This window comes from Actinomycetota bacterium (genome assembly GCA_030776625.1).
GTDB lineage: Bacteria > Actinomycetota > CADDZG01 > CADDZG01 > WHSQ01 > MB1-2.
This window is the reverse complement of record JALYHL010000001.1, coordinates 341,796-362,551: the sequence shown is the minus strand read 5'-3', so window position 1 is coordinate 362,551 and position 20,756 is coordinate 341,796. Positions and strand designations below refer to the sequence as shown.

Sequence of the window (20,756 nt, the reverse complement as noted above, 5' to 3'; positions counted from 1 at the left end):
TCAGAGCGTCGCTTTGAAGAACTTCGGGTACGAGACGTATCCCTCTTCTTCGATATCCGGGCAACCGCCGCGGTTGTAGAACTCCCGCGCGGCGATCTCGCCCAGCACCCACCCCGTCTGTGACGCGTTCAGCTTGATCGAGACAGTGGCTTCACCGTTCGAGTCGGTGACGCCGAGCCCGTAGAGATAGTTGTTCCCGAGGTAGAGCCCGACGCTTACGTCGACATCTGCTGCCGGAAGCGACGCGGGCGGCTCGAACGTCACGCCTGCGCCGACGGGATCCTCGTGCGCGGGCCGCGTCACGGTGATATCCACCTTTACGACGTCTCCCAACGGGTACGTCTTCTTGTGTGGCTTCGCGGTCACGTAGAAGGTGCGGAAGACCGTGGCCGTCGAGCCGCCGCACGATGCGGCGGCTGCGGTTCCTCCCGTGGCCGGCAGCAGCGCAGCGGACAGCGCGATCGCCAGCAGCGTTCGCACCACGAGACTCGTTCTCATGTCCGTCTGTTTCTCCCCGCGCCCGCTCACTCCTGCGCAGGAAAGTTCTCCGCAAAAGGGACATAGGGCGCGTTTGCGCAGGTCGAAGCGATATTTCTACCGCATGGAGGGGAGGAGACCCCGTGGGGCGCGACGAACCTTCGAGACAGCGAATGCTCCGGACCCCCACGGCAGCAAGACGAGGAAAGGCGACCGAGATGCGAAGCGGGAATCCCTGCAACTGGATGTCGGGACCCAAGGATGCGGCTCTCAAGGTCTCGGCCGTCAAGTGGTGGCTGGCGATCTCTCGCGACGCTCTCGTGAAGGACCTCCGGCGGCAGTCACTTCAGAGCCGGACGCCGGTTCGCTGCCGTCGCACGCCGACCTTCTCCTCGCCGATCGAGCACCCCGCGCCCTAAGCGTGGCGGTGTCTCGGCACTAGACTCAACCCCCTTCGCTGACCCGGAGGGGGTTTTCCATGCCAGTCGAGAAATCGATCGACCTGACCGCAACCGGTGCGACGCTGGACGAAGCCGTGTCCTCCGCGATCCACCGCGCGTCTCTGACGTTGAAGGGACTTACCTCGTTTACGGTCGAACGCATCGAAGGCACGATCGAGGACGGCGAGCTTTCTTACAAGGTTCTGGTGCGGATCTGGTTCGTGATCAAAGAGAAGATGCACGAGTAACGCCTCGTGATCGAACACCGCCGGCGCGAGCCGGCGCCGGGCATCTTCAGGCTCGTGCTGCCGTTGCCCTTCCCGGGGCTGGATCGCGTGAATGCCTACCTCCTGGCCCACGGGGACGGCTCGTTCACCCTTGTCGATTGCGGGATCTACCTGCCGGACCCGGCGCGGGATCACGGCTGGGATGACGTGGTCGAGGCGCTCGCGGCGTGCGATGCCGACCCCGCCGCGATCACGCGGTTGATCGTCACGCACCCCCACATCGACCACTACGGGATGGCGGCCCGGCTCGTCGAGACGACGGGGGCGGAACTGTGGATGCACGAGGCCGCGGACGAGGACCTGGAGCTCTACCGCGACCCGCAGGCGATCGTCGAGCGCTTACGCCAGATGTTCCTCGAACACGGCGTCGGCGAGGACGAGCTCCAGGAGCTGACACAGTATGAGGACTGGCGTCCGTTCGTCTCTGGTGTCGTCAACGCATCGCATCAGGGGGTGGACGGCGAGACCGTCCAGATAGGGGAGCGGCGCTGGGAGATCGTCTACACCCCCGGGCATGCCCGCTCGCATATCTGCCTCTGGTCGGAGGGCGACGGCATCCTGATCTCGGGGGACCACCTGCTTGGGACCATCACGCCGCACATCGACTTCAAGCGGGGCGCCGACGAGGATCCACTCGGAGATTTCCTGGCCTCGCTGGAAAAGGTCGAGCGTCTCGACCCGAAGGTCGTCTTGCCGGGTCACGGAGGGCCGTTCGACGAGGGGGCCGAGCGCGCGCGGGTCGTGGCGCGCCATCACGATCGCCGACTCGGCTCCATCTTGCAGGTGATCCGTCACCGGCCTGCGAGCGCCGACACGATCACGGACGAGATCTTCGGCGACAGCCTTCTGCACTTCGAGCATCGGCTCGCGCTCGGAGAGGCGCTGGCGCACCTTGCCTATCTGCGGCGTCGCGGCGAGATCGAGAGGATCGACGACGGCGGGGCGATCATGTACCAGAAGATCAAGCGGCGGATGCCCCGAGACGACGACGAGTGACGAGCCTCTCCATACACAACGCCGCTCAAGTCATCCCGCTGTCCGGCACCGGCCCCCTGCGCGGGGACGACCTTTCGAACCTCGAGGTCCTGGAGGGCGCAGCGGTCTTGTGCGAAGACGCCGCGATCACGTCCGTTGGTGACGCCGTTTCCGCCGAGGTCGAGCTGGACGCGACGGGCTGCCTGGTCGTGCCGGGTTTCGTGGACCCGCACACGCACCTCCCGTTCTTCGGCTGGCGCGCCGACGAAGACGCGGCGCGCCTCGCCGGGTTGCGCTACGAGACGTTGCATCGCGAGGAGGGCGGGATCTTCAGGTCGTCGCGGCTGCTCAGCGGCGCGGCCGACGAAGAGGTGCTGAGCTTCTCCGAGCAGCTGGCGCGATCGATGCTTACGCATGGCACCACCACGTTCGAGACCAAGTCCGGCTACGGTATATCGGTCGATGCCGAGCTACGCCAGCTTCGCCTCGCACGCGCTCTGGCGCAGCGCGTTCCGCAGACGGTGCAGACCACCTGTCTCGCGGCGCACGCGGTGCCAAAGGGGAAGTCGGAGGGGGAGTGGGTGGGCGAGGTCGCTCAAGACCTCCTACCTGTGGTGGTCGAGGAGAAGCTGGCCGAAGCGTGCGACATCTACGTCGAGACGATCGCCTTCGCGCTAGAACACGCCGCCCGTCTCGCGCACGGCGCGGAAGAGCTGGGTCTGCGGATGCGGGTGCACGGAGACCAGCTCGCAGACAACCAGACCGCGTCCTTCGCCGCGCGCTGGGGCTTCGCCAGCGTCGACCATCTCAATCACTGCTCCGCCGGTGGCGTCGCAGACCTGGCGGGCTCCGACACCGTAGCGGTGCTGCTTCCGGGCGCCACCTTCACGCTTCGCCAAGACGCGAAGCCGCCGGCACGCGCATTGGTCGACGCGGGGGCGGTCGTCGCGCTGGGTAGCGACCTCAACCCGGGGACCTCACCGATCCATTCGATGCCGTTCGTGATCGCGCTCGCGTGCCGCACCTACGGGTTGCGGCCGACGGAGGCGCTCGCGGCGGCGACGGTGAACGCGGCTTTCGCTCTCCGGCTCGATGACCGCGTCGGCCGAATCCAGGAGGGTCATCGCGCCGACCTCCTGGTGCTCGACCTCGATGACCTCGGCTCGCTCGCGTACCGCCCCGATCACGACCCCGTGGCCGCCGTCGTCTGCGGCGGTGACCTGGTGCACGTGACGGCTCGGGCCGAGCACCGGGTAAGGGTCGCGTAGAAAAGAAGACGACCCCGGGCGGAGAACCGGGGCCGTCTTCGTGTGACCGGGTAGTGCAAGAGCACCCCCAGCCCGAGCTCGGGAGCTGCTAGTGCCTCACAGCAAGCCCCTCTTGGCCGCGGCCACGACGGCTTGGATCCGGTTGTCGACGCCGAGCTTCTTCTGGACCTGCGCGATCTGGCGTTTGACGGTGGATTCGCTGACCGAGATCTGGCGCGCGATGGTGGAGATCTCGAGGCCCCGCGACAGGAGCTTCAGGAGGTGGAGCTCTCCTTCGTCGAGAGCACCCCGTCCTTCTTCGGGTTCGACGAGGTCGGTCATCAGAGACTGGTCGATGACGGTTTCGCCCGCCAGCGCGGCCCGGACTGCCGAGGCCAGCCGTCCCGCATGTGATTGCTTCAGCAGGTAACCGCAGGCGCCGGCTTTCATCGCATCCTGAACATCCGAGGGCTCGGTAGACGCCGACAAGACAACAACCTTCACGTCCGGAAACAAGCTGCGGATCTTGCGCGTCGCTTCGATCCCACTGCGCTCGGGCAAGCGGATGTCCATCAACACGAGATCGGGTCGATGCGCCTCCGTCTGCGTGATCGCCTCGTTGCCATCGTGCGCGATCCCGACGACATCCAGATCGCCTATCGCTCTGAGGAGGGTCGCCATGCCCTCCGCATAGGACGGGTGGTCGTCCACGATGACCACCCTCGGGCGCTGCGCCCTCCCGTCGTCGCTCTCGTCACCGAACTGAGGAAAGTTCAGCTCGTCGATCATCTCTCCGCCCTCTCGCCCTCGTTGCTATTGCAGCTTGAGGACACTGTGACGAAGAGCCGGTTAGCGGACTACGCACTACTCCACGCGTGAGTGTGTAGAACTACGCACAACGATGCTTGAAACGAACTGTTTCTAGTGCTCGCAGCTGGAGCGGCGGTCCCTACTGGCCCCTCCACGGCATCGATCGAGGCCGTGGCCACCGCGGAGCGAGTCGCGAGCCCGGCCTCCATAGAGGTCGTCGTAGCCCTTCCGGCCGAAGAGCCCGTCTCTCCCGGAGCCGCCGCGCAGCTCATCGCTGCCGCCCTGTCCCTCGAGAAGGTCGTCATCGGCTTCGCCAAAGAGACGGTCGTTGCCCTTCCCCCCGCGCAGCACGTCATCGCCTCCACCACCCACCAGGACGTCGTTGCCCCCGCGACCACAGATCGTCTCGCCGTCTTCGGTGCCCGGCAGGTAGTCGTGCCCGCGCGTGCCCACGATGTCGCAGCGTCCGTCCGCGGTGGGAGACGGAGAAGGCGTTGGAGTCGGAGTCGGAGTGGGAGTCGGAGTCGGGGTCGGGGTCGGGTCGGGAAGGGGGTTGACCCCAAGGGTCCCGTCGAAAGGCGGCGACGCGTCGACGGTTCGCATGATGTTCTGTATCGTTCGCTCTTCCTCTTCGAGAGGCCCCGCCATGGAATACGCAGTGACGCTGAAAAGGCGCTGCCCTGCCACGAGGCCCAAGCTCGCTGCGGGTGTTCTCAGGACCAGCGCGTCGTCCTCGAAGGCCAGGTCCACCTGCACATCGTCGGTGTGATAGCCCGCCCCATTGACACGACCGTTGGCGGGGCTGGTTTCGAGTCGGTCGTTGTCATCGAGCCGACCCCCAAATGCCCGCCGCACCCCATCCTCTCGATGCTCCATCGACAGGTGAAAGATCTCGTGCTCGGTAGCGAATCGGAGCGTGTACTGGACTCGCCGAGCTTCTGGAGCCCCTGCCGGGTACGAAGCCTGGTAAGCATCGAGATCACGCTGCATGCCGGCAGGCGTCACATCGGCCAAGTGGATACGCGCTACCAGCTCAGACCCGTGCATCTCCAACGACGCGGCACCGATGTCGAGCGCCGGCAGGTTGCCACCCGTCACCCTGTTCGGCCACTTGGCATCGCCGGTTGGATCGGTGGCGACACGGTCGGGGACCGGAACGTTGAGGTCCGGGCCCGCGAACAGTGAGGGACCGGTCACCTGCTTGCTGAAGTGGGCGAAGGGCCCGATCTTCTGGCCCACGATCGGCATACCCGCGATGCGCTCGCCGAACGAGCTGTGGTTGTCCATCGAAACCACCGTGAGGCGGCCGTCGGCGTCGAAAGAGACGTCGATCAGGTCCAGCAGCGATCGATCTCCTGTTTGTGGGTCACATCCGATCAGACCCCCTGTGCAGATGGGGCCCAGGTGTGCGATCCGCTCGCTGACCTCGCCGGTGCGTACGACGCGCGCTCCCTCCTCCTCCAAGGCGTTCGTGATTACGGCTCCGTAGGTCTTCCATTCGGCTCGGGGCGGAGCAGCCCCTGCGGGCCCCACGTGGTCGTCGGTCCCCATGTAAGCCAGGCCCACTCGGCCCTCGGACCCGGCGGTCACCGTCGCGAAGATCGCGCTCCCTAGGTCGGGAAGGCTGACCTGTATCGGTTCGGTCCAATGGGTTCCCGGCCATCCACCGTCCCGCGGGTCGTTGCCCGGGTCGTCGATGGGCGACGCGCTGAACATCACGACCGCCGGTTCGCTGGAGTCCTCTGGCTGGCTTGGGACCCACGTCGCGTACGCGTTCCCTGCCTCATCCAGAGTCAGCCACTGAAACAGCTCGACGCCGTTGTGGGGGATGGGCATGATCTGATGTACTCGCCACCCGCCCTCGGTCCCCTCGGGTTTCTGGTAGTTCGACGCGTGGACGGTGGCCACGCGATCGCCGCCCCCGAGATAGAGCCACCCCGCACCGGGGCCACGGGTCGAGTCGGCCAGTAAGGGACCCTTCTCTCCGCTGAAGGCCGGGATCTGAGGAGCCGGCTGGGGGATGGGGTTCCCGGCGCGGTCGATGCCCTGGATCACCTTGGTGATCAAACCCTCGTCGTAGGCCAGGAAGGCTTGCAAGGAGATGGGGCTCCCCGTGCCGGGGTCGGATAGCTGGAACCTGCTTGGATCGGCGCCCGTAACCCACTGTCGATCGGCGGGTGGGATCGCGGGGTTCGAGATCGCCTTCTGCTGGTCGACGGGGAAGTCATCGCCGTGGTTATTCGAGGTCGCGAACGCCACGTTTCCGGTCTCTAGGTCGGCGAAGTACACGTTGCCGTTGACCGGGTTCACCGCCGCGTCACTGTCGGCACCCCCCGCGGTCGCGCAGCCAGGCCGATTGCGTTCCGGGCACTTCATGTCGAAGAGGAGCCTGAAGCTGTCTCCTCCATCCTCCGAGCGGTGCAGCTGACTGCTCGTCGAGGCGAGACCCATCGGCCAGTCGACGAACATCCGATTCGGGTCCAGGGGCCCCCCTTCCTGACTTTGGGATGGCCGCTCGACTGACAGCTGGGGCTCGGGCCCCAGGAAGTGCGCGGACACGATCGTGGCCGGGCCGAAATCCAGCGTCGTCTGTTCGTCGAAGATGGCGGGCGTCGCTGCCGAGCTGGACACGAACCGAGCCACCCCGGTATATCCGTCCCGGTCATCGACGACCTGGTCGTACTGGACGCGAATGCGCAGCGGACCGCTGGGGCGGTCCACGAACATCTGGAGCGAGCCGAATTCGGGGTCGGTCGCGTCTACGTCATCACTTGACTCGCAAGTCTTTGTATCTACGTTACATACCCTGTATTGGTCCGCGGGGTCGGGCCAGGTGATCTCGATCTCGACGCCACCGGACTTGCCGGTCCAGTACTCGGGCGGGACCGCTACCTCAAGATCGAAGGTGTCGCAGTACATGTTCGGTTGATCGCAACCGGCGACGTTCGGGCCGGAGACACCGCCGGGAGGCGGAGGACCCTTCCAGGAGATGGAGGTCTGAGCTCCCAGTTCCCCCGGTCCCACCGTTCCGCTGCTCGGCTCGCTACTTCGGGCCGTGCCGATGCCGACCGCGGAGATCGTCAGGGCGCACAGGAGCCAGACCGCACTTCGTTTCATCGCCCCATATCCTCCACCCTGCCCGTCTGGCTCTGTGCATGTCATTTTGCACATATCGACCGTGCAAAACTACCTAGCCAAGCTCCGCTATCCGGTGCAAGATGGGCAAGAGCGGACATATCGAAAGGAATCGGACATGCCCAACTGCCCCGTGCCCGGTAGCGGCCACGCGCCTATCCCCTCTGGACAGAGTCACGTCGACACGCTGGTCAACGTGATCAATCACCTGAAGGATCAGGATGCGGACTATCTGGAGGGCCGCTGTAATCAGCTGCTCACGGTCCTCGGTGTGGATGAGTTAGTGCCCACGGGAGAGCAGGACCAAGACGTCACCTACTAGGTCAGGCCGGGGCTCTCAGTAATTGACGGCTCCGCGCCAGTTCCTGGACCGACCCGAGTCGCTGGAAGACCGGCGCCGCCTGCAAGACCTGACCCTCCGCCTCGTCTTCGTTGGTCCCGGCCAGCGTCTCGGCCAATAGCAGGCGAGAAAACGCTTCCTCCCAGGGAGAACCGATCTGTGCGAACCCATCCGCGGATCCCCGTAGGAACGACGCGGCACGCTCCGCCTCTGCGGACGCGGCGAGGCGACGCCCCTCGAGCCGGTCGGCGAAGAAACCGAGCGCGAGCAGTCCGCACTCCGCTGTCTCGCGCCGCGCCTCTTGGATGATGTCGGCTGCCCGGTCCCAATCTTGCTCGGCCGCCACGATCTCGCAGGCGGCTTCCAGATGCGCGGCCCGGTACATGCGTCGGGACAGGTCGTTCCAACCCCACGCCTCCTCGATTAGGCCCCTGTGGGCCAGAGCCCGGGCCGGCAGCGGCAATGTGTTGATCGCGCTCTCGAGCTCTCGTTTGTAATCCCGTAGGACATCGAGCCGGGCAGTTGCTGCGGGATCCCCGCGCAGCTCCAGGCAAAAGGCGATCGCCGCGGCGGCGCGCGCGCTGTAAGCCCCTGGGAGGCTGATGGGTTCGCGGTTTTCGAACCGGGCGATCGTCGCCTCGTCCTCGATCGCCCCGTCCCAATCCCCCGCCATGACTCTGGCGTGGACGCGCCAGTTCAGCCCGTGAAGATAGGCACCGAGGTCTAGCTCTTTGCCGATCTCCGCACTCCGCGTGGCGTGTTCGACGGCTTCCGGGTACATGCCGAGCAGGGTCTCGCTCACCGCGGCCATCCCATACACGTCACAGGTCTCGGACAGGTCCGACAGTCGGGGGACGAGTTGCATCCGCCTTTCCGCGATCCGCCTCACTTCGGCATAGCGGCCGTGGGGGTGCATGTGGCAGGCGCTCAACGCATCGAGGGCCGCCGAGATGAGGTCGGCGTCATCCAGCCGTTCCGCCGTGGCAAGGGCCTCGTTGGCGGCTGTTACCGCGTCTTCAGAGCGGTGGGACTCGGCGTCGAAGAAAGCCTTGCTGACCAGAAGCAAGGCCTTGGATGCATTATCGCCGTCCCCGACGGATTGCAGACCGAGGTCGATCGTGGCCTGTATCTCTTCGTCTGCAGGTCTTTCCTCGACCGACCCCCACTGTCGTGTCGGGATGATTGCGGCCCCCGCGCAGATCCGGCCGATGGCGCGCGGGTCGGGTTCTGGAAGAGATGTGAGCTCTTTCAGGGCGTCGGCGTAGACGGCCCAGGCCGCTTCGCTCTTCCCGCCCAGGTAGTAGATCTCGGCGGCTGTTTCCAGAGCGTCGACACGCTCGCCGGGCGCGGTTGCAAGATCGACCGCCTGCCATACCAGCTGCTCGGCTTGGATGCCGGCGAGACGCCGGGCGGCCGCACGCGCCGCGGTGAGGTAGTAGATCCGGGCGCGCAGACGGAATGCGGAATCATCGAGCAACTCGTAAGCCATGTTCGAGTGGTGCGCGAGTATCTCCGCAGCGTCCTGTGTCCGGTCTTTGTGCAGGTTTTCGATCCACGCGACCAGGCGCGCATGGATCTCGCCCCGGGTCCGGCGCGGGAGGCTTTCGTATGAGACGTCGCGGATCAGCATGTGCTTGAAGCTGTACTCCACGTCGTCACGAGCTTCAGAGACCGGATCGTGCAAGATCAGCTCGCGTCGTTGCAGGGTCCGCAGGATCGCATCCAGGTTGCTTCCCTCACATAGTGCGGACAGTGCTCTCCTGGAGAAGGACGCGCCGATCACAGAAGCGCGTTGGATAGCCCGCTTCTCCTCGTTGGACAGCAGGTCCAGGCGGGCGACGATGACCGTTTGCACGTTGTCCGGGATGATGACGTCGGCCCCTTCCTCAGCCAGCCGCCATCCCTGTGAACCGCGTTCCAAAACGGACCCTTCTGACAGTTGCTTGAGGATCTCGCCGAGGAAGAAGGGGTTGCCTCCCACCTTCTCGATCAGTCGCGACCTCAACGTGTCGGGAAGGTCGAGGTCGCCTGCGAGAGTGGAGATGAGGTCTTGCAGTTCGCCGGCGTCCAGCGGCTCTAACCTGATGACCGAGTAACCCTTCAACTCGGCGATCCACTCAGGTCGGGAAGCGAGGATCTCGGGTCGGCTCGGACAGAGGAAGAGGACGGGGGCGCTGACCGACTGGACCAGGTGTGAGAGCAATTCCAGCATCATCTCGTCGGCCCAATGCAGGTCGTCGATGACGACCACGAGCGGCTTCTCGCGGGCCGTCGCGGCCAAGAAGGCCCGCCAGGCGCGGAAGATCTCGCCCCTCAGCCGGCGCGGGTCCAGTGAGGCAAGAGGGTCGTGCTCGGTATCGACCGCGATGCTCGACATGAGCCCCGCGGCAAGACGGTCCGAGTCCTCGATCCCTTCGAAAGTGGAGACCAACTCAGCGACTCGGGTCCGGACCTGCCAGGGTGCGTCCGACGCTCGGAAGCCCGCCCGGGCCCCTAGGATCTCTCGCAGCGGCCACAGCGTGACCCCGTCGCCGTAGGGCAGACACTTCGACCGCACGACCATGGCGGAATCCGCGACGGTCCTCAAGAACTCTGCGACCAAGCGACTCTTTCCGAGTCCCGGCTCCCCGAGCGTCATCACCAGGTGTGCGGTGCCCTCGGTCGCCGTGGCCGACAAGATGCTGCGCAAAGTGTCGAGCTCGCGCTGTCGGCCGATCATCGGCGCCTGACCGATCGGGTCCGCCGGTTTCTCTCGCTGGCCCTCGACGGTGAAGGCCCTGACTGGGCCCGTCTTTCCTTTCGCCGCGATCGACTCGACCTCGCGAAGGTGGAAGAGATCGCGTACTGCCCGCGCCGTGCGTTCGCCGATCAGGATCGTTCCGGGCTCGGCTGCGCTCTCCAGCCGGGCCGCCACGTTCACGGAATCGCCGACCACCAAGAGCTGTGGGGCGAAAGAGCCGTGGGCCGACACTTCTCCCGTATTGATGCCGATGCGGATGCGGATCTGTTTGTCCTCGGGCCTGGAGCCGTTCATGTTGTCCACCCGCTCCAGCATCCGGAGTGCGCACGTCACGGCTCGGCAAGGGTCGTCCTCGTGTGCGACGGGGACGCCGAACACGCCCGTGATGGCGTCGCCGAGCACCTTTTCGATCGTGCCGCTGTGGGCGATGATCTGCTCGGACAGGATGCCGAACAGCTCCGCGAGCAATGCCCGTAACTCGTCCGGTCCCAGCCTCTCACCCATCGCGGTAGACCCGACGACGTCGGCGAACAACGTGGTGGCGATCTTGATCATCTCCGGCGCCTGGTCCTCTGAAGGACCCATCGACCCGCCGCAGGCAGGGCAGAACTTCGCCTCCGTCGGCGCCGGCGAGCCGCAGTTCCCGCAGGTTGCTCCTATGGGGGTGCCACAGGACATGCAGAACCGAGCTCCTGCAGGATTGTCGGCGGAGCAATGCAGGCAAACTGCCATAGCTGGAGGATACGGGTTGCCTCGCGTGCGAATCCAGTCAAAATGGGACACATGGACTCGCCGGTTCAAGAAGACTTCATCGCCGTTCTTCAGTCCGCAGGCGAGGGGACCCACCTGCCGGGCACGCGACGGCGCTATCCGCGCGGGTCGACCTTGCTGAACGAGGGGGACCGGTCCGAGCGTATGGCCATCATCGTCAGCGGCCAGGCGAAGGTCTCCTACTTCACCGACGAAGGCCGCGAGGTGCTTCTCGCGGTCAGGGGGCCCGGTGACCTGTTGGGGGAGTTCGCCGCGCTCGACGGTGAGCCCTTCTCCGCCACCGTGACCGCGCTCGAAGACATCGAAGCTCTGATGATGACCGTCGAGCAGTTCCGGACCGTGTTGCGGGAAGAACCGGACGTTGCGCTCACCCTGTTCAAGACCCTCAGCCGAAAGCTTCGGGATGCGGATCGCAAGCGGGTGGAGTTCGCCGCCTATGACTCCGTGGGCCGGGTGGCCAGCCGGCTGGTCGAGCTGGCGGAGAACTTTGGCGAGGACACCTATGACGGTGTGCGGATCTCACTTCCGCTCTCGCAGGAGGAGCTCGCCGGTTGGACCGGCTCCTCTCGTGAGGCGGTGGCCAAGGCACTCCAATCCTTGAGGAACAAGAACCTGATCGAGACCCACCGCAGGGGCGTGACTGTGAAGGACCTCGAGGGGTTGCGCGCTCGGATCAAATAACCCTGGACGCGCAGGAGCCGGCGGAGCGTCTAGCTCCACCGGCCCGAGCGGGGGGACTTGGATCAGTTGGTCGTTGCCGTCGCTACGTTCGAGCCTCCGCTGCGGTTGCCGCTCTCGTCGACCGCCACCACGAAGTAGGAGTAGGTGGTCCGACGGGTGAGTCCCATGTCGAGGAAGCTGGTCTCGGTGACCTGCTCGGCGATCATCTCGAAGCTGTCGAGCTCTCCGGTCGTGCTCCGCCACACCTCGTAGGTCGTGGAAACTTGCCGGCCGTAGGCCTCGCCGGCGGCGGTCCAGCGCAGTGCCACCTGCTTGCTTCCGCCCTTGGCCTTGAGGTCGCTGGGGCTGGTGAGCGACACCACGCAGGGGTCCGGCGTGCCGGCGGCGTGGTTGCTGATGCACACCTCTTCCAGGTCCCGTGCGACGTCGACGGGGCCGGGGTCGATTGCGATGCTCTTGTCTGTCCGGTCCTCCTTGTAGAGGAGCTCGACCTTCAGGTCGGCGGAAGCCTTTACGTCGGCCACCCGGACGGCGAAGCAGGCGCTCCCGCAGTTGCTGTAGGCGGTGATCGTCGGCGTGCCGCTGACGGTCTCGTCGGCCGTCACACAACCGCGGATGTTGGTGTAGCCGGCGAGGTGGATCTTGGTGGTGCCGATGTGGATGTCCTTCGCATCGGTCGAAACCGGCAGCGGAACGCACACCGGCTCGGGGCCGTTGCTCTTCTTGCTGTTGCCTGCCGCTGCATATCCAACCGCCGGTACCGCGAGCAGCGCCATCGTGATGATCGCAACCGTCTTCTTGAACATGTTTCCCTCCCGCTCTCTTGTGGCCGTCCCCCATGGATCCGGACCACTCATCTGCTTACGGGGTTCACTCTCGCGAGAAACGGGACTCCGCTCTACGCCCTGGTGCACGTTCGAATGTGTACTAATACGGGTTCAGCTGAGGGGGCTTCGGGCGCCGGACTGGCAGCCGGTGGTCGGCGACGGCTTGGTCTCAACCGCTTACGGCGCCCGCCCCCCTGCTCGAGCTCCCTCGGGGCGCTCAGGCCGCAGTCATCAAGTAACCCTGGACGCGCAGGAGCCGGTGGAGCGTCTAGCTCCACCGGCCCGAGCGGGGGGACCTTGGATCAGTTCGTCGTTGCCGTCGCTACGTTCGAGCCTCCGCTGCGATTGCCGCTCTCGTCGACCGCCACCACGAAGTAGGAGTAGGTGGTCCTGCGAGCGAGCGCCGTGTCGAGGAAGCTGGTGTCGGTGACCTGCTCGGCGATCATCTCGAAGCTGTCGAGTTCGCCGGTCGTGCTCCGCCACACCTCGTAGGTCGTGGACACTTGCCGGCCGTAGGCCTCACCGGCGGCGCTCCAGCGCAGCGCGACCTGCTTGCTTCCGCCTTTGGCCTTGAGGTTGCTGGGGCTGGTGAGCGTGACGACGCACGGATCGGGAGTGCCGGCGGCGTGGTTGCTGATGCACACCTCTTCGACGTCCCGTGCGACATCGACGGGGTCCGGGTCGACCGCAACGCTCTTCTGCGTCCCGTCCTCCTTGTAGAGGAGCTCGACCTTCAGGTCGGCGGAAGCGTTGACGTCGGCCACTCGAACGGCGAAGCAGGCGCTCCCGCAGTTGCTGTACGAGGTAACCGTGGGGGTGCCGCTGACCTTCTCGTTGGCGGTTACGCAGCCGCGGATGTCCTTGAGGCCCGGGACGTGGATGTGCGTGGTTCCGATGTGGATGTCCTTCGCGTCGGTCGAAACCGGCAGCGGAACGCACACCGGCTCGGGGCCGTTGCTCTTCTTGCTGTTGCCTGCCGCTGCATATCCAACCGCCGGTACCGCCAGCAGCGCCATCGTGATGATCGCAACCGTCTTCTTGAACATGTTTCCCCTCCCACTCTCTTGTGGCCGTCCCCCATGGACCCAGCCACGACTGACTTCCTAACGGGGTCAATGTCTCGAGAAACGGGAATGGGTTCTACGCGTTGGTGCACAATGGGAATGTGTACTAATGCCCGTTTTAGGCGAGTGGCCCTACTGCGGCTTCGACCGCCCCCTCGAAGACACGGCCCGCGATCATCTGGGCCATCGCTTCTATATCGCCGGAGAGGGGCCGGTCCTCTTCGAGCTCCGGCGACAGAGCGCGGACTGTTTCGAACCCGGCCCCGGTTCCCGGGGCCGCCTTCAGTGGGTGGCGCAGCCCGATGCCTTGAGCCGCGGCGAGCGCCTCGACCGCGAGCGCTCGCTCGGTGTTCGTGGCGATCTGGACGCTCTTTCGGGCGGACGTCATGCCCATGCTGACGTGGTCCTCCTGGCCCGCCGAGGTCGGGATCGAATCCGAAGACGCGGAGAAGCAGAGGCTGCGGTTCTCCGACACGAGGGCGGCCGCCGTGTACTGGACGAGCATGAACCCGGAGCGCCGCCCGGGATCCTTCGTCAGGAACGCGGGCAGCCCGTTGTTTAGCTCAGGGTCGACCAGCCGAGCGACCCTGCGTTCGGAGATCGTGGCGAACCCGGCCGTGAGGAGGCCCAGGTGGTCCAGCGCCAGAGCCAGCGCCTCGCCGTGGAAGTTACCAGCGGAGCCCACGACGCCCTCGTCGGCCAGCACGCTCGGGTTATCGATAGCAGAGGCGAGCTCGGCCTCCAACGTGGTACGGACGTAGGCAAGAGCATCGCGGTAGGCCCCGTGGACCTGCGGGATGCAACGGAGCGAATAGGCGTCTTGGACCAGGTGCTCCGATTCCCGGTGCGACTGGACGATCTCGCTGCCCGCGAGCAGCTTCCGCAGGTTGGCGGCGGTCACCAGCGGCCCGGCGTGCTTCCGCAACCCGACGAGAGCCTCCGCGAACGCCTGGTCGGTGCCGAGACAGGCCTCGACGGTCATCGCCCCGGTGATGTCGGCGGCCCGTGCCAGGCGCTCGACGCGGTGCAGCGTCAAGATGCCGAGCGCGAGCATCCCCTCGGTGCCGTTCACGAGCGACAGGCCCTCTTTGTAGGTGAGCTCCAGAGGAGCCCATCCCAGTCGCCGCAGCGCATCCTCGGTCGGGAGGCGCTCGCCGCGCAGACGGACCTCGCCGCGCCCGATCAACGGGAGCGCGAGGTGGGCCAGCGGCGCCAGGTCCCCCGAGGCGCCGAGGGATCCCTGCGACGGGACGACCGGGTGCATCCCGTGCCGCAGCATGTCCACGAGGCGCTCGACCAGCTCGAAGCGGACGCCGGAGATGCCGAACCCGAAGGTGCGCGCCTTCAACAGCAGCATCGCCCGAACGACCTCTTCCGGAAGCTCTTCGCCGACCGCAGTCGCGTGTGACAACACGATGTCGCGCTGGAGGGCCCTGGTTTCGGGGGCCGAGATACGAACGTTGGCGAGGTAGCCGAAGCCGGTGGTGACGCCGTAGACCGTGCGCTCCGACGCGACGACCTCTTCGATCAGGCGACGAGCAGGCTCCATCTGCTCCGCGAGCCCCGGCGCGAGCGACACGTGGGCTCCGCCCGCGGCCGCAACGACGTCGTCGGTCGTCAACGTCGAGCCGACCTGGATCGTCATGGGCGAGAGGATATTCACCCGGTCCCGGAGGCATAATCCCGGAGTGCTGGCGATCCGGGGCGAGGCAACGTTCACCGGCGAGGGCTTCGTCCCCGATGTCGCCGTAGTCATCGACGGCGGTCGTATCCAGTCCGTGGTGCCGGCGGGCGACGTGCCCTCCGATGTCCAGGTGGCGGACTGGGGCGACGTCGCGATCGTGCCGGGCACCGTCAACTGCCACGGCCACGCCTTCCAGAACCTGTTCAAGGGTTTCGCCGACGACCTGCCCTTCGACAGGTGGCGCGACGACGTCCTCTACCCGTTCTCGGCGGAGCTGGACCGCGATGCGATCTACACGGGGGCCGCGTTCGCGTTCGCCGAGGCCGTGTCGGCCGGCGTGACCACGATCGTCGACTTCTTCTACCTGCACGACGACGGCAACGAGAACGCGCTGGCGGTGGCGCAGGCCGCGCGTGATCTCGGGGTCCGCCTGGTCCTGGCGCGGGCCTTCTACGACCTGGACGCGCCCACGAAGGCTCCCGCGAGGTACCGAGAGTCACCCCAGGACGCGAGAGATCGTTTCCTCGCGCTGGCTCGCGACCTCGAAGACGATCCACTGGTCTCCGTGCAGCCGGCCCCGCACTCGTTGCACGCGGCCTCGCCGGAGACGATCCGCCTCGCCCTCGACGCCGCGCGCGAGGTGGACGTCCCGTGCCACCTGCACCTCGCCGAGGCGGCCTACGAGGTCGACCAGGTGCGAGAGCGGTACGGGACCACGCCGGTACGGCTGCTGCAGCGGGAGGGGCTGCTGGATCGCGATCTGGTCGCGGTGCACGCAGTGTGGCTAGACGACGAAGAGCTCGATCTCGTAGCCGCGGCCGACACCGCGGTCGTCCACTGTCCCGGTGCCAACGCGTTCCTCGGCGACGGCATCGCGCGCCTACCCGAGATGCTGCACCGCGGCATCCGGGTCGCGCTGGGCCCCGACGGCGGCTGCGCCAACAACCGCCAGAGCATCTTCGAAGAGATGAGGCTCGGCTCGTTGTTCGCGAAAGCGCGGGTCACCGATGGCTCCGCTCTCGACGCGCCGACGGCGTTCCGCCTCGGGACCAGCGCCGGGGGAGAGTTGCTTCGCCTTCCGGTGGGCGGGATCCAAGCCGGACAGCACGCCGACCTCGTCGCGCTGGACCTCGAAGACCTCTCGCTGCAGCCGCGGGCAACGTTCGAGCGCCAGATCGTGAACTCGATGCAGCAGAGCGCGGTGACGCGGGTGATGGTGGGGGGAGAGGTGGTCGCGGAGGCGGGTCGGCCCACGAAGCTGAACCGCGGGCAGCTGAGCCGCAGGATCGACGAGGTGACGCGGGGTTGGAGCCGGCCTAGCTAGGAATCAGTCGCGCGGCTGAGGCGTCATGGGGATCCGGACTCCGCGCTCGCCGGCGACCTCTATGGCGCGGCGGTAGCCGGCGTCTGCGTGCCTCATCACGCCCGAGCCGGGATCGACATCGAGCACCCGCTCGAGCCGCGCCGCGGCGTCGTCGGTGCCGTCGGCCACGATCACCATCCCGGCGTGGATCGAATAGCCCATGCCGACGCCGCCGCCGTGGTGGACCGACACCCAGTGCGCACCCGCCGACGTGTTCAATAGAGCGTTCAGGATCGGCCAGTCGGCGATCGCGTCGGATCCGTCGATCATGCCCTCGGTCTCGCGGTAGGGCGACGCGACCGAGCCGGTATCTAGGTGGTCGCGACCGATCACGATGGGCGCCGAGACCGCGCCGGTCCGCACGAGCTCGTTGAAAGCAGCACCGGCTCGCGCCCGCTCTCCGTAGCCGAGCCAGCAGATCCGCGCCGGCAGTCCCTGGAACGCCACGCGCTCCGACGCCATCTCGATCCATCGCCGCAGTCGTTCGTCCTCGGGGAACAGCTCGAGGATGGCGCGATCGGTCGCGGCGATGTCGGCGGGGTCTCCCGACAGCGCGACCCACCTGAACGGCCCTTTGCCCTCGCAAAACAGCGGGCGCACGTAGGCCTCGACGAAGCCCGGGATCTCGAACGCGTTCTCGACCCCCGCCTTCTTCGCCTGCGTCCTGATGTTGTTGCCGTACTCGAAACAGATCGCGCCGGCCTGCTGGAAGCCGAGCCACGCTTCCACATGCCGCGCCACTGATTCCAGTGACCGCTTCACGTACGTCTCGGGGTCCTCCCGCCGGAGCACCTGGGCCTCGTCGAGAGGCATACCCGCGGGGATGTATCCGTCCAGCAGATCGTGCGCGGAGGTCTGGTCGGTCACCACCGCGGGGGCGAACCCGTTGCGGAGCAGATCCGCAAAGGCGTCGGCGGCGTTGGCGAGCAGTCCGATCGACTCCGAGCGTCCCTCTTCCGCGGCCTCCTCGGCCCATTGCATCGCCTCGTACACCTCGTCCGTCCACCGGTCCAGGTAACGGTGCTCGACGCGACGCTCGATCCGGCTCGGGTCGGCCTCGACGCACAACGCGACCCCGCCGTTCATCGTGACCGCCAGCGGTTGCGCGCCGCCCATGCCCCCGAGACCCGCGGTGAGAACGATCTTTCCCTCGAGTGAGCCGCCGAACGAGCGGGCGGCGAGCTCGGCCAGCGTCTCGTAGGTCCCCTGGAGGATCCCCTGCGTCCCGATGTAGATCCAGGAACCCGCCGTCATCTGGCCGTACATCGTCAGGCCGAGTGCCTCGAGTCGGTGGAACTCGTCCCAGTTCGCCCACTCCGGCACGAGCATCGAGTTCGAGATCAGGACCCGTGGCGCGCGCTCGTGCGTTCGGAACACGCCGACGGGCTTGCCGGACTGGATCAACAACGTCTCGTCGCCTTCGAGCCGGCGGAGCTCTTCGATGATCGCGCCCAGCGCCTCGTGATTCCGTGCCGCTTTGCCGGATCCGCCGTAGACGATGAGGTCGTCCGGACGCTCCGCGACTTCGGGATCGAGGTTGTTCATGAGCATCCTGAGAGCGGCCTCTTGCGGCCACCCCTTACAAGACAGCTCGGCGCCTCGTGGCGCCTTCAGCTCATCCTCCGATCGTGATCCACCCTCTCCTTATACTGCCGCGCCTTCCGCCACACCATCGTTCATCTGCGGTTCACATCACCTTCTTAGTCTTGGGTGCGAGGGAGGTTCGATGAAGGAAGTACCAGAGGTGCTGTTCGTGTGCGTTCATAACGCGGGTCGGTCACAGATGGCGGCTGCGCTTCTCCACGACGCCGCCGAAGGGAAGGTTCACGTTCGTTCGGCAGGTTCGGCACCGGCCAACGAGATCCATGCCGGCGTACGCGAGGCGATGGCCGAGATCGGTCTGGACATCTCGCAGGAGTTCCCGAAACCGCTGACCAACGACGCCGTGCGCGCGGCAGACGTCGTGATAACGATGGGCTGTGGCGACGCCTGCCCGGTGTATCCGGGCAAGAGGTACCTGGACTGGGAGCTAGAGGACCCCGCAAACAAGCCGCTCGAGGAGGTGCGGGAGATCCGCGACGAGATCGATCGCCGCGTCCGCGAACTGCTGGAGGAGCTGGTCCCTTCCGCTTCGTAGGGGTGGGGCGGCTTAGCTGCCGGCGAGCCACGTCGCGACCGCCACCCCCGAAAAGGCCAGCCACGACAGGTGCCGGCCCCGCGATATCGCCGCCGCCACCACCGCGCACGCCGCGGCGGTGGCGCTGATGATCCGGAGGAAGGTGGCGGTCGGTACCTGTTCGTTCGTCGTCGCGAGGAGCAGGGTCGCGAGGCCGAGCAGCAGGATGCTGAACAGGTGCCACACGAAGCGGACGGTCCGCGGGAGGAACAGCTCGTCGCCGAACAGCTTGGGCAGCTGACTGCGCCGGACCAACGGTCGCAGGATGAACCGCTCGCCCAATACCGAGTGCGCGATGCTCGTCAGCACGAGGGTTGCGGCTCCGAATGAAAGCCACCGGTCCCTCGCCGCTCCCGCAGTGGCGATCGCGGTCACCGCTGCGACCACGAGCAGAGCGCCCCACATCCCGCCCCACCGCAGCCATGCCGCTCTCACACCGACACTGTAGGAGGTCGCCCGCACAGGTGCTGGTGCCGAGCCACGGGAGAGACAGCGCCATGAGTCATCATCGCGACGCAGCACTATCCAAGGAGTTGCTGGTGCCGCCTATTCGACTGCACGGCCGATATGAGCCTCGCCCCGTCCGGTTCCAAGAGATCTGGGAGCCGAGTGGTTGGCGGATCAAGGTCTATGGGATCGCGCATGGCGCTGCGGCACCCGCCGCAAAACTCGTCGCGGGGCTGAAGGCGGCCGCCGAAGGTGTCTTGCCGGAACCGGCAGTCACCGAAGCGCGGTATGGAGTTGGTTTCGTCTGCGCCCACCAGGGACGCACCGTCTCGATCGGTTTCGTCGACTGGTGGGAGAACGAAGACGAACTACACCACAAGATGTTCATCGCGGACGAACACGACCTCTCCAGACTTCGCCCCGCGCTCGAGGACGAACTGACGGCGTGTAGCTGGGATCTTGCGGTGATGGGCTTCGAGCGAAATGCCTGGGTCCGCCACATCCTGCAGGCGCAGGAGCCAGACCTCCAGGCGTACCTAAACGCGCACCTGAACGAAGACGTCTGACCGGACCGATAGGAGCGGCCGGCGCCACACTGATGAGCAACGACGGTGAGGGTCGAGGACGGAGATGTAGATGTTGATCAAGAAGGTTGACGAGGCTTTGTCCGAGGAGGAGTGGAAGCACTTCCTCCGCACGCATGACTTCGGCCAGTTCATCGCCGCGGGCGAAGGTCGTAGATGGCCGATCGTCGTGCCGACGCATTTCGTATATGCCGACGACATCATCTGGTTCCATCTCATGCGCAGCAACCCTGTATGGGAGGCCCTCAGCGAGTCGCCGCTGGGGGTGTTCACCGTCGTTGGCGCGTACACATATGTCACCTCGGAGATGAACACGCCTCCGGGGACATCGGCGGAGTTCGGGATCCCGACCAGCTATTACGCCGCAGTCCAGCTGCAGGGACGCGCCCGCGCCGTCCCGGACCCGGAAGAGCTCGCCGCTCTTCTGAACCGACAGATGGACCATTTTGAGCCCGACCGGGTAGGTCCTCCCGTGGCCACCGACAACGTCTATGGGAAGTCTCTGAACGCGATCCAAGGCGTTCGATTCGAGGTGGAGAGCGTCAGAGCGAAGTTCAAGTTCGGCGGCAACCGAACCGTCGAACATCAGCTGGAGATCAACGCCGCTCTCTTGGAACGCGGACGCGGGCTCGACTCTGAAGCGGCTGCGATCCAGCGAAATCGCCTGGATCAGACGAGACAGGCTGCGGATTGAGCATGCATTCACCC

Annotated in this window: 18 protein-coding genes and 1 pseudogene; 10 read left to right on the top strand and 9 right to left on the bottom strand. The window is 66.2% G+C overall.

The features are described 5' to 3' along the window. The gene (locus tag M3N53_01780) at positions 1 to 498 is read right to left on the bottom strand and encodes a hypothetical protein (GenBank protein ID MDP9067061.1); all 498 of its coding nucleotides are present in this window, start codon (positions 496 to 498) and stop codon (positions 1 to 3) included. Positions 499 to 695: 197 nt separating this feature from the next. Between M3N53_01780 and M3N53_01775 the strand changes: the two genes are divergently transcribed. The 4 genes from M3N53_01775 to hutI are packed head-to-tail and all read left to right on the top strand — an operon-like array spanning position 696 to position 3,447. Continuing rightward, positions 696 to 896: a hypothetical protein gene (locus tag M3N53_01775; GenBank protein ID MDP9067060.1), complete on the top strand. Its 201-nt coding sequence runs from the start codon at positions 696 to 698 to the stop codon at positions 894 to 896. Between the two features lie 59 nt (positions 897 to 955). After that, on the top strand, positions 956 to 1,165 hold the full coding sequence (locus M3N53_01770; GenBank protein MDP9067059.1) for a dodecin family protein: 210 nt from the start codon (positions 956 to 958) through the stop codon (positions 1,163 to 1,165). 6 nt (positions 1,166 to 1,171) lie between these two features. Next, positions 1,172 to 2,200, top strand: coding sequence for an MBL fold metallo-hydrolase (locus tag M3N53_01765; GenBank protein MDP9067058.1), 1,029 nt, complete (start codon positions 1,172 to 1,174; stop codon positions 2,198 to 2,200). After that, a complete protein-coding gene (hutI, locus tag M3N53_01760; GenBank protein ID MDP9067057.1) occupies positions 2,197 to 3,447 on the top strand; it encodes an imidazolonepropionase in 1,251 nt (416 codons plus the stop codon). The genes M3N53_01765 and hutI overlap by 4 nt, the downstream gene beginning before the upstream one ends. Positions 3,448 to 3,543: 96 nt before the next feature. On the opposite strand, the gene M3N53_01755 is transcribed toward hutI, so the two are convergent. Next, a complete protein-coding gene (locus tag M3N53_01755) occupies positions 3,544 to 4,215 on the bottom strand; it encodes a response regulator transcription factor (protein MDP9067056.1) in 672 nt (223 codons plus the stop codon). 202 nt (positions 4,216 to 4,417) lie between these two features. Next, positions 4,418 to 4,623: pseudogene (locus M3N53_01750) on the bottom strand (calcium-binding protein). Between the two features lie 2,866 nt (positions 4,624 to 7,489). On the opposite strand from M3N53_01750, the gene M3N53_01745 reads away from it, so the two are divergent. Further along, a complete protein-coding gene (locus M3N53_01745) occupies positions 7,490 to 7,693 on the top strand; it encodes a hypothetical protein (GenBank protein MDP9067055.1) in 204 nt (67 codons plus the stop codon). A 1-nt stretch (position 7,694) separates the two neighbouring features. On the opposite strand, the gene M3N53_01740 is transcribed toward M3N53_01745, so the two are convergent. Continuing rightward, positions 7,695 to 11,183, bottom strand: a complete 3,489-nt coding sequence (locus M3N53_01740) for an AAA family ATPase (protein ID MDP9067054.1) — start codon at positions 11,181 to 11,183, stop codon at positions 7,695 to 7,697. A gap of 51 nt (positions 11,184 to 11,234) precedes the next feature. On the opposite strand from M3N53_01740, the gene M3N53_01735 reads away from it, so the two are divergent. After that, complete coding sequence (locus M3N53_01735) at positions 11,235 to 11,903, top strand: Crp/Fnr family transcriptional regulator (protein ID MDP9067053.1); 669 nt, start codon at positions 11,235 to 11,237, stop codon at positions 11,901 to 11,903. A gap of 62 nt (positions 11,904 to 11,965) precedes the next feature. Here the strand turns inward: M3N53_01735 and M3N53_01730 are convergent, their stop codons facing one another. From M3N53_01730 to hutH, 3 genes are all read right to left on the bottom strand, one after another. Then, positions 11,966 to 12,709, bottom strand: a complete 744-nt coding sequence (locus tag M3N53_01730; protein MDP9067052.1) for a fibronectin type III domain-containing protein — start codon at positions 12,707 to 12,709, stop codon at positions 11,966 to 11,968. A gap of 323 nt (positions 12,710 to 13,032) precedes the next feature. Next, positions 13,033 to 13,776, bottom strand: coding sequence for a fibronectin type III domain-containing protein (locus M3N53_01725; protein MDP9067051.1), 744 nt, complete (start codon positions 13,774 to 13,776; stop codon positions 13,033 to 13,035). 136 nt (positions 13,777 to 13,912) lie between these two features. Continuing rightward, positions 13,913 to 15,439 (bottom strand): histidine ammonia-lyase, encoded by a 1,527-nt coding sequence (hutH, locus tag M3N53_01720; protein MDP9067050.1) that lies wholly within the window; start codon positions 15,437 to 15,439, stop codon positions 13,913 to 13,915. A 43-nt stretch (positions 15,440 to 15,482) separates the two neighbouring features. Between hutH and M3N53_01715 the strand changes: the two genes are divergently transcribed. After that, complete coding sequence (locus tag M3N53_01715) at positions 15,483 to 16,802, top strand: amidohydrolase family protein (protein ID MDP9067049.1); 1,320 nt, start codon at positions 15,483 to 15,485, stop codon at positions 16,800 to 16,802. Positions 16,803 to 16,805: 3 nt separating this feature from the next. On the opposite strand, the gene hutU is transcribed toward M3N53_01715, so the two are convergent. Then, positions 16,806 to 18,455, bottom strand: a complete 1,650-nt coding sequence (gene hutU, locus M3N53_01710; protein MDP9067048.1) for a urocanate hydratase — start codon at positions 18,453 to 18,455, stop codon at positions 16,806 to 16,808. Positions 18,456 to 18,567: 112 nt separating this feature from the next. On the opposite strand from hutU, the gene M3N53_01705 reads away from it, so the two are divergent. Then, positions 18,568 to 18,978, top strand: coding sequence for an arsenate reductase ArsC (locus M3N53_01705; GenBank protein MDP9067047.1), 411 nt, complete (start codon positions 18,568 to 18,570; stop codon positions 18,976 to 18,978). A gap of 12 nt (positions 18,979 to 18,990) precedes the next feature. On the opposite strand, the gene M3N53_01700 is transcribed toward M3N53_01705, so the two are convergent. After that, on the bottom strand, positions 18,991 to 19,452 hold the full coding sequence (locus M3N53_01700; GenBank protein MDP9067046.1) for a hypothetical protein: 462 nt from the start codon (positions 19,450 to 19,452) through the stop codon (positions 18,991 to 18,993). A gap of 104 nt (positions 19,453 to 19,556) precedes the next feature. Between M3N53_01700 and M3N53_01695 the strand changes: the two genes are divergently transcribed. Together M3N53_01695 and M3N53_01690 are read left to right on the top strand one after the other, a co-directional pair. Further along, positions 19,557 to 20,030 carry an isochorismatase gene (locus tag M3N53_01695; GenBank protein MDP9067045.1) on the top strand — a complete coding sequence of 158 codons (474 nt, stop codon included), beginning with the start codon at positions 19,557 to 19,559 and terminating at the stop codon, positions 20,028 to 20,030. A 70-nt stretch (positions 20,031 to 20,100) separates the two neighbouring features. Continuing rightward, on the top strand, positions 20,101 to 20,742 hold the full coding sequence (locus M3N53_01690; protein ID MDP9067044.1) for an FMN-binding negative transcriptional regulator: 642 nt from the start codon (positions 20,101 to 20,103) through the stop codon (positions 20,740 to 20,742). Positions 20,743 to 20,756: the final 14 nt, after the last annotated feature.

Bases quoted from the DNA above. Each gene is read 5' to 3' on its own strand.
- M3N53_01725 (MDP9067051.1), bottom strand. From the start codon at position 13,776: ATGTTCAAGAAGACGGTTGCGATCATCACGATGGCGCTGCTGGCGGTA.
- M3N53_01735 (MDP9067053.1), top strand. From the start codon at position 11,235: ATGGACTCGCCGGTTCAAGAAGACTTCATCGCCGTTCTTCAGTCCGCA.
- M3N53_01755 (MDP9067056.1), bottom strand. From the start codon at position 4,215: ATGATCGACGAGCTGAACTTTCCTCAGTTCGGTGACGAGAGCGACGAC.
- M3N53_01780 (MDP9067061.1), bottom strand. From the start codon at position 498: ATGAGAACGAGTCTCGTGGTGCGAACGCTGCTGGCGATCGCGCTGTCC.
- M3N53_01770 (MDP9067059.1), top strand. From the start codon at position 956: ATGCCAGTCGAGAAATCGATCGACCTGACCGCAACCGGTGCGACGCTG.
- M3N53_01740 (MDP9067054.1), bottom strand. From the start codon at position 11,183: ATGGCAGTTTGCCTGCATTGCTCCGCCGACAATCCTGCAGGAGCTCGG.
- M3N53_01705 (MDP9067047.1), top strand. From the start codon at position 18,568: ATGAAGGAAGTACCAGAGGTGCTGTTCGTGTGCGTTCATAACGCGGGT.
- M3N53_01730 (MDP9067052.1), bottom strand. From the start codon at position 12,709: ATGTTCAAGAAGACGGTTGCGATCATCACGATGGCGCTGCTCGCGGTA.
- hutH (MDP9067050.1), bottom strand. From the start codon at position 15,439: ATGACGATCCAGGTCGGCTCGACGTTGACGACCGACGACGTCGTTGCG.
- M3N53_01690 (MDP9067044.1), top strand. From the start codon at position 20,101: ATGTTGATCAAGAAGGTTGACGAGGCTTTGTCCGAGGAGGAGTGGAAG.
- M3N53_01745 (MDP9067055.1), top strand. From the start codon at position 7,490: ATGCCCAACTGCCCCGTGCCCGGTAGCGGCCACGCGCCTATCCCCTCT.
- M3N53_01775 (MDP9067060.1), top strand. From the start codon at position 696: ATGCGAAGCGGGAATCCCTGCAACTGGATGTCGGGACCCAAGGATGCG.